Source organism: Ancylobacter terrae, assembly GCF_045108345.1.
Classification (GTDB): Bacteria; Pseudomonadota; Alphaproteobacteria; order Rhizobiales; family Xanthobacteraceae; genus Ancylobacter.
Genome location: NZ_JBJGXH010000001.1, coordinates 2,090,124 through 2,104,236, shown reverse-complemented (window position 1 = coordinate 2,104,236; position 14,113 = coordinate 2,090,124). Strand labels below are relative to the sequence as shown.

The 14,113-nt window shown below is 65.7% G+C and carries 18 protein-coding genes and 1 pseudogene; 7 read left to right on the top strand and 12 right to left on the bottom strand.

Annotation, left to right across the window (positions count from 1 at the left end; translation table 11 throughout):
* Window positions 1–88: 88 nt before the first annotated feature.
* Window positions 89–214, top strand: coding sequence for a hypothetical protein (locus tag ACEUEL_RS10090; protein WP_405704420.1), 126 nt, complete (start codon window positions 89–91; stop codon window positions 212–214).
* Window positions 215–537: 323 nt separating this feature from the next.
* On the opposite strand, the gene ACEUEL_RS10085 is transcribed toward ACEUEL_RS10090, so the two are convergent.
* On the bottom strand, window positions 538–1,386 hold the full coding sequence (locus ACEUEL_RS10085; RefSeq protein ID WP_405704418.1) for an alpha/beta fold hydrolase: 849 nt from the start codon (window positions 1,384–1,386) through the stop codon (window positions 538–540).
* Between the two features lie 223 nt (window positions 1,387–1,609).
* Between ACEUEL_RS10085 and ACEUEL_RS10080 the strand changes: the two genes are divergently transcribed.
* The 3 genes from ACEUEL_RS10080 (at window position 1,610) to ACEUEL_RS10070 (ending at window position 4,575) form a co-directional block, all read left to right on the top strand.
* On the top strand, window positions 1,610–2,056 hold the full coding sequence (locus ACEUEL_RS10080) for a tripartite tricarboxylate transporter TctB family protein (RefSeq protein WP_405704417.1): 447 nt from the start codon (window positions 1,610–1,612) through the stop codon (window positions 2,054–2,056).
* Window positions 2,056–3,558, top strand: coding sequence for a tripartite tricarboxylate transporter permease (locus ACEUEL_RS10075; RefSeq protein ID WP_405706704.1), 1,503 nt, complete (start codon window positions 2,056–2,058; stop codon window positions 3,556–3,558). Before ACEUEL_RS10080 ends, ACEUEL_RS10075 begins: the two co-directional genes overlap by 1 nt.
* A gap of 84 nt (window positions 3,559–3,642) precedes the next feature.
* Window positions 3,643–4,575, top strand: coding sequence for a Bug family tripartite tricarboxylate transporter substrate binding protein (locus tag ACEUEL_RS10070; protein WP_405704415.1), 933 nt, complete (start codon window positions 3,643–3,645; stop codon window positions 4,573–4,575).
* A gap of 47 nt (window positions 4,576–4,622) precedes the next feature.
* Here ACEUEL_RS10070 and ACEUEL_RS10065 read toward each other — a convergent pair whose 3' ends face one another.
* On the bottom strand, window positions 4,623–5,285 hold the full coding sequence (locus ACEUEL_RS10065) for a GntR family transcriptional regulator (protein WP_405704413.1): 663 nt from the start codon (window positions 5,283–5,285) through the stop codon (window positions 4,623–4,625).
* A 94-nt stretch (window positions 5,286–5,379) separates the two neighbouring features.
* Between ACEUEL_RS10065 and ACEUEL_RS10060 the strand changes: the two genes are divergently transcribed.
* The gene (locus ACEUEL_RS10060) at window positions 5,380–5,856 is read left to right on the top strand and encodes a cupin domain-containing protein (protein WP_405704411.1); all 477 of its coding nucleotides are present in this window, start codon (window positions 5,380–5,382) and stop codon (window positions 5,854–5,856) included.
* 184 nt (window positions 5,857–6,040) lie between these two features.
* Here ACEUEL_RS10060 and ACEUEL_RS10055 read toward each other — a convergent pair whose 3' ends face one another.
* Window positions 6,041–6,505: a sodium-dependent bicarbonate transport family permease gene (locus ACEUEL_RS10055; protein ID WP_405704410.1), complete on the bottom strand. Its 465-nt coding sequence runs from the start codon at window positions 6,503–6,505 to the stop codon at window positions 6,041–6,043.
* Between the two features lie 119 nt (window positions 6,506–6,624).
* Entirely contained in the window at window positions 6,625–6,831 is a 207-nt protein-coding gene (locus ACEUEL_RS10050) for a hypothetical protein (RefSeq protein WP_405704408.1), read from the bottom strand.
* 295 nt (window positions 6,832–7,126) lie between these two features.
* Here ACEUEL_RS10050 and ACEUEL_RS10045 point away from each other — a divergent pair, with 295 nt between their 5' ends.
* Window positions 7,127–7,327: a type 2 periplasmic-binding domain-containing protein gene (locus ACEUEL_RS10045; RefSeq protein WP_405704406.1), complete on the top strand. Its 201-nt coding sequence runs from the start codon at window positions 7,127–7,129 to the stop codon at window positions 7,325–7,327.
* Between the two features lie 29 nt (window positions 7,328–7,356).
* Here the strand turns inward: ACEUEL_RS10045 and ACEUEL_RS10040 are convergent.
* The 8 genes and pseudogenes from ACEUEL_RS10040 to ACEUEL_RS10005 all read right to left on the bottom strand — a co-directional run bounded on the left by ACEUEL_RS10040 (window position 7,357) and on the right by ACEUEL_RS10005 (window position 13,766).
* Window positions 7,357–8,882: pseudogene (locus ACEUEL_RS10040) on the bottom strand (cryptochrome/photolyase family protein).
* On the bottom strand, window positions 8,879–9,031 hold the full coding sequence (locus ACEUEL_RS10035) for a DUF2256 domain-containing protein (RefSeq protein ID WP_405706702.1): 153 nt from the start codon (window positions 9,029–9,031) through the stop codon (window positions 8,879–8,881). Before ACEUEL_RS10035 ends, ACEUEL_RS10040 begins: the two are co-directional and overlap by 4 nt.
* A 52-nt stretch (window positions 9,032–9,083) precedes the next feature.
* Entirely contained in the window at window positions 9,084–9,767 is a 684-nt protein-coding gene (locus tag ACEUEL_RS10030) for an SDR family NAD(P)-dependent oxidoreductase (protein ID WP_405704405.1), read from the bottom strand.
* Window positions 9,764–10,156: a thiol-disulfide oxidoreductase DCC family protein gene (locus tag ACEUEL_RS10025; RefSeq protein WP_405704403.1), complete on the bottom strand. Its 393-nt coding sequence runs from the start codon at window positions 10,154–10,156 to the stop codon at window positions 9,764–9,766. The genes ACEUEL_RS10030 and ACEUEL_RS10025 overlap by 4 nt, the downstream gene beginning before the upstream one ends.
* Complete coding sequence (locus ACEUEL_RS10020; RefSeq protein ID WP_405704401.1) at window positions 10,153–11,124, bottom strand: NAD(P)/FAD-dependent oxidoreductase; 972 nt, start codon at window positions 11,122–11,124, stop codon at window positions 10,153–10,155. The genes ACEUEL_RS10025 and ACEUEL_RS10020 overlap by 4 nt, the downstream gene beginning before the upstream one ends.
* Window positions 11,121–11,570: a DUF3429 domain-containing protein gene (locus ACEUEL_RS10015; protein WP_405704400.1), complete on the bottom strand. Its 450-nt coding sequence runs from the start codon at window positions 11,568–11,570 to the stop codon at window positions 11,121–11,123. The genes ACEUEL_RS10020 and ACEUEL_RS10015 overlap by 4 nt, the downstream gene beginning before the upstream one ends.
* A 306-nt stretch (window positions 11,571–11,876) precedes the next feature.
* Entirely contained in the window at window positions 11,877–12,455 is a 579-nt protein-coding gene (locus ACEUEL_RS10010) for a DnaB-like helicase N-terminal domain-containing protein (RefSeq protein WP_405704398.1), read from the bottom strand.
* 1,014 nt (window positions 12,456–13,469) lie between these two features.
* The gene (locus tag ACEUEL_RS10005; RefSeq protein ID WP_405704396.1) at window positions 13,470–13,766 is read right to left on the bottom strand and encodes a hypothetical protein; all 297 of its coding nucleotides are present in this window, start codon (window positions 13,764–13,766) and stop codon (window positions 13,470–13,472) included.
* Here ACEUEL_RS10005 and ACEUEL_RS10000 point away from each other — a divergent pair.
* The gene (locus tag ACEUEL_RS10000) at window positions 13,658–14,011 is read left to right on the top strand and encodes a helix-turn-helix domain-containing protein (protein ID WP_405706700.1); all 354 of its coding nucleotides are present in this window, start codon (window positions 13,658–13,660) and stop codon (window positions 14,009–14,011) included. The two genes, ACEUEL_RS10005 and ACEUEL_RS10000, sit on opposite strands and share 109 nt — an antisense overlap.
* Window positions 14,012–14,113: the final 102 nt, after the last annotated feature.

Below are 14,113 nucleotides of genomic sequence, written 5' to 3'. Positions count from 1 at the left end.
GTTGCATCCTGACACAAAAAGCCGGCCGACAGGCAAGCTGTGCGACCCTCCAGTTGCTGATGGATGCCATCTATCCGGAGGCTACGATGTGATCCTGCGCCCGCTCGACGGCCGGAAGGCGGAGAAGCTCCAGCCTGAATCCAACCCGACCGTCGATGCCGGCAACCGCTTCGTCATGGCGGACATGGGGCGGAAGGGTGGGCTCAAGAGCTGAGAAGTGCGCAAGGCGAAGCTCACCGCGGCAGAGCAGCGCCTCGTGGAAGAGAACCCGCGACGGGCGCGCCGGCGGCTGGGCAAGAAGCTGCGCAGCGAGCGAGCCTGACAAAGCTCGGGTTACATTGGGTAAGCCGGTGCCCTGACAAACGCACTCGGGCGTCTCAGCAGTTCAATCACGTTCGGCGCTGGCCCAAAGGGCCCTCTAGGCACGCCAGTACGAACAGCCGGATTTGCGACCCAGTGCCGGGATCCATGGACGCAGATACTCTATCTCACAGTACTCGGCATAACATTTGAGATCATCAGATCGCGGCGTCCGATTCACTTTGTCCGATCGAGGAAGGCGCCGAAGAGCTCCAGCATGCGCGGTTCGGCTTCCGTCCACTCTTTCTCATTCCACTCCAACCGCAAATTGTCGTCGGGCCGTTCTGGTACCACGTCACAGTGTAGTTCGCAGTCGGCGACGAGGGTCGCGAAGCGGCGAGCGGTCACGGGAGAATGGACGCGGTCATTGCCCGCAATCGCGCATACTGGCACCCGGATGCCCTGCAACTGCTCTTCCGAGGCACCAATCACGGGCAGGTGGAGCGCCTCGATAAACGGTTTGCGCCACTCCCGCATCGTGGCGATGAAGTGATCCTTGCTCGTCGACAGAAGGCGCTCGCGATTTGCCGGCCGGGCCGCAATGCAGCCCTTGAAATGGTCGGTCTCAGCGACCGCTTCCATCCCGCCGCGCTCGGCCACCGCGATGTAATCGCCGTAATAGGACTTCTCGAGCTTCTCCACGGCGAAGCGGCCGCCGGTCACACGCCAAATGAGAAGGCCACGCGCCGCCTCCGGATAGCGGAGCAGGAACAGGATTGCGAGCCGCCCACCCGCCGAGGCCCCGCCCACATAGAGCGGCAGTGCGCCGAGGCTTGAGGCCAGCGCGTGGAGATCATCCGCCCAGACTTCGAACTCCGACGCGCTCGGATCGAACGAGACTTCAGAGGCGCCGCAATTCCGGCGGTCGTGAAGAAGGACGCGGTAGCCCTTGGCGGCAAGCCCGCGCGCAAGCGGAATGAGCTCCCCGTAAGCGCGCCGGCTGCCGGGTGTGAGGGCGATCCATGGCCCGTCGCTACCGATGACATCGTAATTGATCTCGACGCCGCGGATCTGGGTCGTGGGCATGTGCTGGCTCCTGCGCACCGAATGTGGGCACGAGGCTGGCACGCCACACGACACGCTGTCAATTATATCGATATTTTCTCATAAGAAATGTATGTATCGCCGAAAATCGTCAAAGACGCTAATTTATCGATTAGCATTGACGATCGCACACGACGGTGCGTAGTTTCCTGACAGCGCTCCCGGAGAATGAGGCGCGCCGAGGAACGCCAATGGAGGAACGCGCTTGATCAGACGCGCCGACAAGGATGTTGCGTCCGGATTCCTGTTCGCGGCTTTGGGCGCGCTTGGCCTGCTGCTGTCCTCGAGCCTGACGCAGGGCACGATGGCCCGCATGGGCGCGGGCTACTTCCCGACCGTAATGTCCATGGCGCTCATGGCGCTCGGCCTGTTCATCCTGATCCTGGGGTGGATTCGGGGCGCCGGGGCCATCGCGCCGATGCACCTTCGCCCGCTCGGCATGTCTGTCGCTGCGATCCTCGTCTTTACAAGCGTCGAGACTGTCGGCCTCTTTGCCGCGCTGACCGGCGTCATAGTTCTCGGCGCACTCGCTTCGAAAGAAACACGCATGGGCGAGGTCGCGGCACTCGTCGTCGGCCTGAACATCTTCTGCTGGCTGGTCTTCGTCAAAGGGCTCGGCATGGCCATTCCTGTCCTTCCCGCCGGGATGTGATCGCGATGATCGAAAATCTCGCTATCGGCTTCGAGGCCGCCCTCACTTTCCAGAACCTGGCCTACTGCTTTCTGGGCGTGTTCCTGGGAACGCTGATCGGCGTGCTTCCGGGCATCGGCCCAGTCCCGACCATCGCAATGCTGCTGCCCATCACTTTCGCGCTGGAGCCGCTGACCGGGCTGATCATGCTCGCCGGCATCTATTACGGTGCGCAATATGGCGGCTCGACCACCGCGATCCTGGTGAACCTTCCGGGCGAAGCCTCATCAGTCGTTACCTGCCTCGACGGCTACCAGATGGCCCGGAAGGGCAAGGCGGGTGCGGCCTTGGCGGTTGCGGCGCTCGGCTCGTTCTTCGCCGGTACGGTCGGAACCGCGGTCCTTGCCGCTTTCGCACCACTCCTCACCGGCCTCGCGATCCAGTTCGGCCCCGCCGATTACTTCTCGCTGATGGCGCTCGGGCTGGTCCTTGCCGTCTTCCTGTCGTCCGGTTCTGTACCGAAGTCGGTAGCGATGGTAATCCTCGGCATCCTGCTGGGCCTTGTCGGCACAGATGTCAGCACCGGCGCGCAGCGCTTTACCCTCGGCTCCATTCATCTGATCGACGGTCTCGACTTTGTCGCGCTGGCGATGGGCATTTTCGGCGTCGTCGAGGTGGTGACGAACATCGAGCGCGGTACAGCGCGCGATATCTTTACAAACGCGGTCGGAAAGCTGCGTCTGTCGCGTGAGGACGCCCGCGCCGCAGCCGGCGCGAGCCTTCGCGGGACGGTGCTCGGCTCGGTGCTCGGTGTACTGCCGGGCGGTGGCGGCATTCTCGCGTCATTCTCGGCTTATGCCCTGGAGAAGAAGATCTCTCGACATCCTGAGAAATTCGGAACCGGCGTGATCGAAGGCGTCGCTGGGCCGGAATCGGCGAACAACGCCGCCGCCCAGACAGCCTTCGTGCCCCTTCTGACGCTCGGCCTGCCGTCGAACGCCGTCATGGCGCTGATGGTCGGCGCCATGATGATCCACAATATCGCCCCCGGCCCGCAGGTCATCTCATCCAACCCGACGCTGTTCTGGGGCCTGGTCGCCTCGATGTGGATCGGCAATGCAATGCTGGTGGTGCTCAACCTTCCGTTGATCAACATCTGGGTCAAATTTCTCACCGTCCCTTACCGCATCCTGTACCCGATCATCTTGGCCTTTTGCTGCATCGGCGTTTACAGCATCGGCAATAACGCGTTCGATGTCGTGATTCTGGCGATTTTCGCCCTCGTCGGATACCTGTTCGCGAAGCTCGACTGCCCGCCTGCCCCCTTGTTGCTGGGCTTCGTGCTCGGCCCCCTCATGGAAGAGAACCTGCGGCGCGCGCTGCAATTGTCGCGCGGCAGCATGACGACCTTCGTCTCCAATCCGATCTCGTTCTCGATCCTCATGCTGATCCTTCTTGTCCTGATCGTGAGCATCCTTCCGTCGATCCAGAAGAAGAGAAGCGTCGCTTTCGAAGAAGACTGAGCACTCCAACGCAAGGCGGAAAGCCGCCACTCACCTAGGGAGAACGCGGACATGAAGAGACTTTTGCTGGGCATATCACTCGGCGTGCTCTGCTTCGCAGCGCCGACGCTCGCGCAAACGAAATACCCCGAGAAGACCGTAAAGATTATCGTGCCGTCCCCTCCGGGCGGTGGCATCGATATCACCGCGCGCGTGCTGAGCGAGAAGCTCAGCAAGAAGATGGGCCAGCAATTTGTCGTCGAAAACCGTCCAGGCGCGGGCAATATGATCGGTATCTCGACGGTCGCGCGCGCGCCCAATGATGGTTACACGCTTCTCGTCGCTGCCACGCCGCTGGTGCTGAACGGCCTCATATACAAGGATGTCGCCTACGATCCGCAGCGCGACTTCGCGCCGGTGTCGCTCGCTGCGAGCCTGCCCAACGTCCTCCTGGTCAATCCGAAGTTCCCCGCCCGGACGATGCAGGAGTTCGTCGCGGAGGCGAAGAAGAAGCCCGGCCAGCTCGATTACGGCTCCGCAGGCATTGGCACCTCGCCGCACATGTCCATGGAGCTTCTGAAGAGCATGGCGGGTGTCGAGATCGAGCACGTTCCTTACAAGGGAACGTCGGCGGCGATCACCGATCTTCTGGGCGGGCGCATTTCGGCCACCATGGCGAATGTGCTGACCGCTGCTCCGTTCATCAAGTCGGGCGAACTCATCCCGCTCGGCGTGACGAGCACGACGCGCGTGCCCAGCCTGCCGGATGTGCCGACCATCGCCGAAGCCGGGCTGCCCGGCTATGAAGCGCTGCAGTGGTACGGCCTCCTTGCCCCGGCCGGAACGCCGCCCGACGTGGTCAATGCACTGCAGGCCGAAGTGTCCGCCGCCCTGCAGGAGCCTGACGTGCGTGAGCGTTTCGCCGCCGATGGCGCGGTTCCCGTCGGCAGCACGCCGGCCGCCTTCTCCGAGGTGATCAAGGCCGATCTCGCCAAATGGACGAAGGTGGCGCAGGACGCCGGCATCAAGCCGGAGTGAGTTCTCGATAGCAACGTTCCTATAGGAGAGGCGGTGGCCGCCTCTCCTCAAATGTTCGAGAAATCCAGAAACGCGCTCGTGGTCGAATAATGCGACGTGAGAAGCTCAACGGCCCTGGCCTCGTCGCGGTCAAGCGTGGCGCGAACGATGGCATCGTGTTCCGTGCCAACGTCGCGTTCGGGGTAGGCCGCACGCCGGGAGATGATGCGGTAACGGATATTCCGGTCGTACAGCTTGTCGGCCATGTCCAGAAGGATCGGCGAGCCGCTCGCCGCGATCAGCGCCATGTGGAGCTCCTTATGCGCCGCCTCCCACTCGTCCATCACGGTGGTGCTGTCCTGCGAACGCGCGATGCGGGAGAGATGATACTGAGCCAACACAATCCGCTCCTCCCAGTCGCGCCCGCCATTGCGGATGGAGCGCGTGAGGCAGTGCCCCTCGAGCAAGCAGCGCGACTGCAGCAGGTCTGCGAACTCCGCCCGCGTCACGGGAGCCACCCGGAATCCACGCTGGTCGATGCGCTCGACCAGCCCCGCCGACGTCAACAGGCTCAGCGCCTCGCGAAGCGGCGCTGTGCCAATGCCGTACCGGTTCTTGAGATCCTCGATCTTAAGCTTCGAGCCGGGTGCGCATTCTGCCCGGATGATGGCGGTGTAGAGCCGCGAATAGGCTTGCGTCGTCAGCGATTCCACACCGGCAGGCTTGCTCATCGGCCTCACGCTGAAAAACGATAATTTTCGATTGATCACCCTTTTATCGACGAAAACGCTCGGCGTAAACGTCGGTCAAATCAGGAGACAACCAATGAACCTAAACATCCGCCGAATCGTCACAGGCCACGATGAAAACGGCAAGTCGGTCGTGACGATCGACGAGATCGCCAGCAACGTCATTTCACGCCGCGAGAAGCACGCGAGCTGCGTGATGTGGTCGACGGGGGAATTCCCATCCGACAACTTGGCGGGCGAAGACGGCAGCCGCCGAACGGTCGCCACCTGCGACCCTAACGGCTCGGTATTCCGCATTGTCAAGTACGACCCCGGCGTCGCGCCGCGCGTCCACCGCACGGAATCGATCGACTATGCCGTCGTTATCTCCGGAGAGATCGACATGGAACTCGACGAGGGCGTCATCCACCTCAAGCAGGGTGACGTACTGGTGCAGCGCGGCACGATGCATAACTGGGTTAACCGTGGGACAGAGGCCTGCGTCATTGCATTCGTGTTGCTCGCATCAAAGCCCCTGGTGATTGCCTCAGGTATGCTCAAGCCGACTGGCTGATTAACGGCTCGGAACAACGATTAGACTTTCTGGCCTGGATCCGCACTACGCTCGCCATTCTGGCTATGTGGTCGGCATCCTCTAAGGCAGACCATCAGGGTAGTGCATCGGCATCCCTATGCCTACTCTGGCGCCAGGCGGACGAGCCACGCGCTGCTGGCGATCATAGCCTGAGTGGTACGATCTAGCCATAAACCGTGGCGGCGAGCGCAGCGTAGAGCGGAATGCCGAGCACGACGTTGAAGGGAAACGTGATCGCAAGGCTCGCGGCCAGCGAATAAGCCGCATTCGCCTCGGGCAAGGCCAGCCGCACCGCGGCGGGCGCGGCGATGTGGGAGGCGCTCGCAGCCAGCGTCGCCAGCACCACCGCTCTGCCTTCCGAAAGGCCCGCCGCATAGCCGGCGGCAAGGCCGAGTGTGCCGTTGATCAGCGGTGCCGTTAACGCGAAAAGGAAGAGCCGTTCACCCGCCTTCCAGGCCGCTTCGACCTTTTCCGCCGCGACGATGCCGAGCTCCAGCAGGAACAGGCAGAGGAAGCCTAGGAACAGGTCACCGCAGAAGGGCCGCACGGGGGCGAGACTGGACTTGCCGATGATCCCGCCGATGACGAGGCCACCGACCAGCAGCAGAAAGCTCTTGGCTGAGATCACGAGGAATGGCGAAATAGCCGAAGATCAGCGAGATCACAAAAAACGTTGTCGATCGAGAGCGCCTTCTCGATCGCGTAGCCGGTGAAGTATTGCAGGCCGGATTCCGGCCCCATCGAGTATCAGATCCAGCCGCCGAACAGGACGGCGACGGCGATGTAGAAGGCTGAGAGCTTGAGGCTCTCCGCGATGCCGAGCTCCCTGTTGCCCTTGTTCAGCACGCCGAGGTCAAAGGCCAGCAGCACGAAGACGATACTGAGGAAGCTCAGCCAGAGCCAGAGCGGTTTGCCGATGAAGTCGGCGGTAATCAACCAAAACAGGGTGCCCATTGAGGTCCTCGGGCAGTCAGACACAGTTGCACCCGCACGCGGAAAAGTCCGCGGCGCGGGGGCGAACGCCGCGGACTGTCGTGCCGGGCGTCCGCTGGAAGAGGACCGACATGGCGGCACATCGCCGTCAGAGGGGCCCGGACCTCGGGGCATGGGAACTTGCAGAGTCGTTCGAGGTCAGGCGCCGCCGCTTAACGGATCGGCTTCAGCTTGAGAGCGTTGAACCGGCGCGGTTTGCGCATCACCATCACCTCGGCAATCTGGCGCCCTTCACGGCGGATATAATCGATTGGGCATGTCGCTGTTTCCCGAGCTCTATGCACGCTCGGAATTCCGCGTGGACGAGGATATCGTCCTGCTGACCCTCGACGGATGGCCGGCCAGCCGCGACATAGGCTACTTCTGTCGGGCCGGCAGCGGGCGGGCGGCGCAGTTCGAGGAACTCGCCCGCGGGAGCGAAGCGACCTGCGCGGCCATTGGACTGAGCTCCAACTGAACCCGGGTCCGTGCGCGCCCGGCCCGCCGTCACGGCATTGCGGACAGGAAATCGGCGGCCACTTCGACGATCTGCGAGCGTCGTTCCGCCGGCATCCGCGCGAGCGTCCGGTATGGCATGGCCATGCGCGGATTACGGGACAACGCCGTCTCGTTCTCGATGAGGAAGTTCCAGTAGAGGTAATTGAACGGGCAGGCGCCCGGCCCGAGCTTGATGCTGGGGTCGAAGGCGCAACACCTGCAGTAGTCCGACATGCGGTCGATATAGGCGCCGGAGGCGGCGTAAGGTTTGGAGCCGAGCCGGCCACCGTCGGCGTGCATCACCATGCCGTGGACGTTCGGCAGTTCCACCCATTCGAAGGCATCGGCATAGACGGCGAGATACCACGCCTCGATCTGCGCCGGCGCAACCCCCGCCAGCAGCGCGAAATTGCCGGTCACCATCAGCCTCTGGATATGATGGGCATAGGCATGCCGGCGGGTGGCGCCGATGCACTCGGCCATGCAGCGCATCGCCGTCTCGCCGGTCCAGTAGAGCGCCGGGAGGTCGCGCCGGGCGTTCAAGTGGTTGCTTTTTGCATAGGCAGGCATCTCGGCCCAGTAGATGCCGCGCACGAATTCGCGCCAGCCGAGAATCTGGCGAATAAAACCCTCCACAGCGTTTATCGGCGCTGCCCCCGCATGAAAGGCGGCTTCGGCCCGAGCGCAGACCTCCCACGCGGTCAGCAGGCCGCAGTTCAGATAGGGCGATATCAGGCCGTGGAAGAGAAAGTCCTCGCCCGCCTTCATGGCGTCCTGGTAGTCGCCGAAGGCCGGCAGGCCGACCGCGATGAAATCTTCGAGCGCCGCCAGGGCGTCGGCGCGGGTGACGGCCCAGCCGAACGGCTCCAGATCACCGAATGGTCTCCGAAGCGCGCCGCCACCAGTTTCATGACCTCCCGCGTTATCGAATCCGGCTCAAAGCGCCGGCGCGGGGGAACGGGCAGGCCGCGCGGCAGCGCCCGACGGTTCCGCGGATCGAAGTTCCACTGGCCGCCTTCAGGCTCACCGTCCTGCATAAGGATACCGGTGCATCGGCGTATGTCGCGATAGAAATACTCCATCCGGCTCGTCTTCCGTGCCCGGCTCAGCGCGGCAAACCGGGCATGCGAGCAGAGGAAGCGATCGTCCTCGCGAACCTCCACCGGCACGGGGAGGGTCTCGACCCAGTCCGACATCATCTCCCGCACCCGCCATTCGCCCGGCTCGGTGACAATGACCGAAGCCGGCTCGTGGCGCGCCACCGCGCGGGCGAGTTCGTCCGAGAAGCACTGCGTATTGGCCGGATCGTCGAGGCGGACATAGTCGACGCGGATGCCCTCGCTCCGCAGCGCCTCGGCGAAGTGGCGCATGGCGGAAAGCAGGAAGGAGATCTTCTGCTTGTGGTGTGGAACGTAGCGGCCTTCCGTCTTCACCTCGACCATCAGCACGATGTCGCGCGCCGGATCGAGGTCCGCCAGCGACGACACATCGCGGGTCAGCTGATCGCCGAGCACGAAACGCAGCTGCCCGGTCATGTCCCGGCCGTGTCCGATGGCATAGTTCTCGCGCCGGCGCGGTAGCGGTCGGAGCAGTAGAGGACACGATCCCAGTCGCGCGCCCATTTGCGGTGCCAGACAAAGGGCCGGCGGCAGGTCCGGGTCGGCAATTCGAACTTCTTGCGCATACGCGGCATATAGCGTGGCTCCTTTGCAACGCGGACGAACCGGCGTCCGGCCTCAGAAGGGGATCGGCTGGCCGTGACGGTCGAAGAAGCCGCCGCTGTCCGCCGGTCCCAGCCGCGCGAGCCCGGTAAGCAGGTCCCGCGCCGCCGTACTCGGCGCGATCGCCTCCAGCCCCGCCTTGCTGAACGGCCGCGACAACGGCGTATCCACCGTTCCCGGATGCATGGCCACGCACATCGCCTCGCGATGCGTGCGCGCCAGCTCGATGGCCGCGGTGCGCACCAGCTGGTTCAGCGCCGCCTTGGCAGCGCGGTGGCTGTACCAGCCGCCGAGGCGGTTGTCGCCGATGCTGCCGACCTTCGCCGACAGCGTGACGAAGACCGCGCGTCCGTTGCGGGGCAGGCGGGGCAGGAAGTGCTTCATCAGCAGTGCCGGCCCGATGGCGTTGACGGCAAAGGAGCGGGCCATCGCCGCCGGATCGAGCGACGGGAGCGACTTCTCCGGTTGAAGAGTGCCGTCCGAGAGCAGTCCGGTCGCATCGAAGACCAGACAGGGCATCCCCCGCCGCGCCACCTGTTCGGCCGCCTGGGCGATGCTCGCCTCCTCGCACAGATCGAGCGGGGGGCTCGAACGCCGCGACAGTCCCACGATCTCGTCGAACGCGCCGCCCTGCCGCAACGCCTCGGCCAGCGCGGCACCGATACCGCCCGACGCCCCGATCACGACGGCTTGCCTCATCCGCGTCGTCCCTCGAAACGCCGGGCGAGGCTCTGCAGCCGGGGACGAAGGCGCAGGAAGGCGAGATAGGCCCGCTCCAGAACGGCGAGTACGACAGGGTTGCGCCCGGCAAGGCCGAGCGGCCGCAGCAGCGAAATCTGCCGCCACATCGCCGCGCATGCCGCGGCGCCGGAGCGCAGTTCGCCATCCTCGCGGGCAAGAAGCCGCGCGAGCAGGGCAACGGGATTCACCGGGCGCGCGGCGTGAATGTCGACGAAGGCGATGCGCCCCCGCCGGTCGAGACGCTGCATCAGGGCAATCTCGCGCCGGCAAAGCGGGCACGCGGAATCGTACCAGACGGTCACTCCGGTCACGGCGCTTCCCTTGGTCATGGCGGCTACCTTGTTCATGGCGTGTCTCGCCTGAGGCGCTCGGCGAGCTCGCGGGCCGAAAGGCACACGTCCTCGATCCGGTTGCCGGCGGCGAAGTCGCCGGTCGCGATCCCCGGGCCGGGACGCAGGGGGCGCCGGACGAGCGCCGAGCGCCACCGATGCGCCTTGACGAGACCGGGCGCGCCGATGTCGCAGGGCAGAACGGCCCGAAGCGCGTGCAGCATGATCGGCGCCGGCAGTTCCGCCGGCACCTCCTCGTGGAGGCGGGACCACCGAGCGCGGGTGTGCGCGACGAGGGTCGCGCGGTCGGTGGCGCGCCCGGGTTTGGAACTGTCGACGAAGATCGATCGCAGCGGGCCGTCCTGCACCCGTGCGGCGACCCAGGACTCACCCCACGGTCGATCGAGCGCGACCATCAGGCCATGCCGCGGCTTCATCCGCGCCGTGGGCATCGCTGCAGCTTGCACCGCCGCGCGGAACAGCGCGGCCGACCGGTGCGCCGGCGCTGCGGCGACCACAAGGTCGAAGGTGACCAGTTCGTGCCCGGCGACGCTGCGCAGCCGATGCGCCCCCGGCCGGGGCTCCAGCGGCGCGACCTCGACGCCGCAGCGCACATCGAGCGTGTCGGCGAGGCAGAGCGCCAGCGCGTTCATGCCGGGCATGCCGACGAATCGAGGCTCGGCATGGTGGCGCGGACCCAGCACCCGCCCGCCGGCGAGGTTGACCGCCGGGCCGCGCCATTCCGCGACGATCTCCGCCGCCCGGAGTGGCGCGAGCCACTCGCGAAAAGCCGCCGTACGAACGGTGAAGCTTGCCGCGCCATGGTCGAAACGGTAACCGCCGTCGCGTCGTGTGGAGATGCGCCCACCCACGCCGAGCCCCTTGTCGAAGACCGTGACGCCGCAGCGCGGGCCGAGCGCGCGATGAAGTTCCCGGGCCAGCACCAGTCCGCCGCCGCCCGTCCCGACGATGGCGATGCGTGTCATGCCGTGCCCCCGATGCGCAGGCACTTGGACACCGCCACGCCAGTGATCGCGGCCCGCAGGTGCCGGCACCAGGCGGGCGACAGTCCGCTGCGCCACATCTGGCGGTCGACTGCCAGTAGGGCGGCGAACAGGGCGCCGCCAGGCAGGTAGCCCGGCCGATGGGGCAGCAGCGCGGCCAGCCATGCCAACAGCGCCGACGCGTTGCTCGTTACGAGCAGGCGCGTCGCGATCCGCTCGGGTATGAAGAGCGCCGCCCCCCAATGGATGCCGCAGACGAAGGACACGGTGAGGGCGGCATAGATCCGCACGATCCCGAGCCATTCTCCCCCGCGCAGCGCGCTGTCGGCGAGGCCGCCGAGAAAGGGCAGCGTTCCCGCGACGGCAAGCAGCCAGGCGGATGGCTGGGCCGAGCTTCGGGGCGGGAATATGGTCAGTGCGCGCGACATGCAGGCTCGTACGGGCAGCCGGCCGGGCTGGATTTGAAACGCGCCCGTTTCTTTGCGCGAACGGCGTCGGATCGTCGTCGGCGATGGTAACTTCGCGCCGCGCCATCGCCACCACAAGCGCCGAGGGCGCGAGTGCCGTGGCGTGACGGTCAGCCTGCGCCGTTCATTCGCGGCCTGCGCCGCATACCCGTGCCGAACCAGCACCTCGGGCGGAGCTCGGCAACCCCCTTCGCCTGGCGGCGGCCCCAGAGCCCCGAAGCCCCATCGGTTCGGATGGTCGCGGTGGCGGCCAACCACACGCTCTCATTAGTCGACGGGGGGTGTCTTGCTCCGGTATGGCCGCCGGTGGCACGGGCCCGCGATTGTGTGGGGCAAGCGCGTCTTGCCGAAGTCGCCCGCCCAGCGCGCGGTGGTCCGGCGTACGTCGACGGCCGCGCGGATTTCGTCCAGTTCGGTCATAGCCTCGGCGAGCATGGCACGAGGATCGGCGCCCGGCATATGCGCAGAGGCCGCGAGATGCTCACCGAGACCGATGATCCGGCGATCGGCCCAGAGCGCGCTCACTCTCTTGGCGTAGTCGATAGCCCCATTGGTTCGGATTCCCAGCTTCGCCGCGCGGGCCAGATGTTGGCTGAGTGACAGGTCGCCGAGACCGATGTCGCCCGGCAGACGCGTCTCGATCGCAACCGGGCTCGGGGTCCGGTCCTCCGCCTGAAGGTCCCGGGCGATGCCGAATACCGCCCCGTGCCGCGGCTCCCAGAAGTGCTCCGGCGCCAGGCGGCCGGCTACTATCCCGAACAATTCGGGGTGCGCGAGCAAGGCGCCCAGCAGCGCCTGCTCGGCGTCGATGTCGTGGGGGAGATCGGCAGTCCGGCCGGCGTCCATCTAGTCCTCATCAGCTCCCGGCCAGCCACGCCGCCGAAATGCAAAAGCGGGGTTGCAGAGCAACCGCCGGGAGCCGATGAAGCTCGGAAACGGTCGCATTTCCTTCCCCCGTGGCTGCGGGGGACGAAGGTCGTGAGGTCAGACTGGCGCAGGGCGACGCGGCCCCACAACGCACGGATCGAAGTTACAGGAATCGAGGGTGTCCTTCGCAGCGCGTCCAAGGCAAGCCCTGCAACGACCCGCTGTGTCTTCGGAGCAACATATTCGCGCGGCAGTTCGGCGGCCGGCCGGGAAGAAAAATCGTACGTCGCGTTCATCCCCCGAGCGGGAACGAGAAGAGAGAAAGGCTAATCGCCGTGGCGTTTTGCTGCTCCAGGACCTTCAAGAGGTCCGTTCGCCTTGCGTTGCTTCTCGGCCACAGACACACGTCGTCTAGTCCAGCTGGCGGTCTTGCCTCGGTTATGTTCACCGCCGCCGCCTCGATCGACGGGGGGAACGTAGCAATGGATCTGCGCGAATCGCTGGCGCTGCGGCCATGGGTGGTTTCCACTGTGGACAGCGCAGGATGCGACGAAGGACTGCGCCGATCGCGCGGCCTCATGCCGACCTCCCTCCGTGCCGCCATGCGCTCTACCTCACGCACCAGGGCGAGGACACACTTCGGGGCCCAGTCGAGGCCGGTTTGCGGTCCTGCGAGGTCGACCTAGAGGCTGATGTCCCAGGCCAGCACCCGCAGCTTTACGAGCAGCACGGTGAGTGTCTGGGCCGGCTGCGCCCGCACCGCCTCTGCGATCCGGTCGCAAGCTTCCGACGCTGCCTCATCGTCGAACAGGCCGCCGGGGGGGCGTCGGCATCGAGGCGGGTGCGCACCCAGGCGGCATGTTGGAGATCGAAGGCCGCGCCGAGGTGCATCAGCTCCGCGTCAGGATGGTCCGCATCGGCTATGGCCATACGCGCAGCGAGGGCCGCGGGCGTCATCACCGGCAAAGCGGCGAGCAGCTTGCGGCGGAGAGCCTAGCCATGGGCCACCTCCCGATCCGTGCCGATATTGGGGGCGAACACGCCGATGACGCGGCCAATCATCATCGAGGTGAGGCCGTCCTGCGACAGCGGGCCTTCTGAGCACGAGAGCGTCTCGCGCCGGGAACCGGGCATCTGGTGAGCCGCCCACCACGACGGATCGGCATCGAGGCGGCGACGGGATCGCCGGGCGACGCAGAGCCGGACGGCAAGGTCGCTCGCCAGCATCGGCGAGCGATAGCCGATCAGGAACATCTCATCCGCTGCCGGCCGATGGTCGGCGAGGTCCACGACGGCGAACTCGCCGCGGTGCAGCCCAATGCCGCGCCGCTTGCGCACTCCTTGATTGGTCACAACAGCAACTTGCGGACGCGGCCCGCGTTGGCGTGGTCACCGTCCGCCAGCTCGAATCCGGCGCCTCGCAGCCTCGCAATGCGACGCTTGATGTCCTGAGGCGCGCCCTCGAAGCCGCCGGCGTTCTCTTCATCGATCGGACCGGAAACGGCCCGGGCGTCCGGCTAGAGGATAGGGCCTAAGGTCTGCCCCCGCGGAGCAGAAGTGCCGGCTGGCGTCTTCTGGCGAGCGCCGAAGCACAAGGCCTGGTCGAATATGATGGCGGCTCCACACAAAGACACCGC

Coding starts and splice junctions, on each gene's coding strand:
- ACEUEL_RS10085 (WP_405704418.1), bottom strand. CDS start 1,386: ATGCCCACGACCCAGATCCGCGGCGTCGAGATCAATTACGATGTCATC.
- ACEUEL_RS10065 (WP_405704413.1), bottom strand. CDS start 5,285: ATGAGCAAGCCTGCCGGTGTGGAATCGCTGACGACGCAAGCCTATTCG.
- ACEUEL_RS10060 (WP_405704411.1), top strand. CDS start 5,380: ATGAACCTAAACATCCGCCGAATCGTCACAGGCCACGATGAAAACGGC.
- ACEUEL_RS10050 (WP_405704408.1), bottom strand. CDS start 6,831: ATGGGCACCCTGTTTTGGTTGATTACCGCCGACTTCATCGGCAAACCG.
- ACEUEL_RS10045 (WP_405704406.1), top strand. CDS start 7,127: ATGTCGCTGTTTCCCGAGCTCTATGCACGCTCGGAATTCCGCGTGGAC.
- ACEUEL_RS10035 (WP_405706702.1), bottom strand. CDS start 9,031: ATGCGCAAGAAGTTCGAATTGCCGACCCGGACCTGCCGCCGGCCCTTT.
- ACEUEL_RS10030 (WP_405704405.1), bottom strand. CDS start 9,767: ATGAGGCAAGCCGTCGTGATCGGGGCGTCGGGCGGTATCGGTGCCGCG.
- ACEUEL_RS10025 (WP_405704403.1), bottom strand. CDS start 10,156: ATGAACAAGGTAGCCGCCATGACCAAGGGAAGCGCCGTGACCGGAGTG.
- ACEUEL_RS10020 (WP_405704401.1), bottom strand. CDS start 11,124: ATGACACGCATCGCCATCGTCGGGACGGGCGGCGGCGGACTGGTGCTG.
- ACEUEL_RS10015 (WP_405704400.1), bottom strand. CDS start 11,570: ATGTCGCGCGCACTGACCATATTCCCGCCCCGAAGCTCGGCCCAGCCA.
- ACEUEL_RS10010 (WP_405704398.1), bottom strand. CDS start 12,455: ATGGACGCCGGCCGGACTGCCGATCTCCCCCACGACATCGACGCCGAG.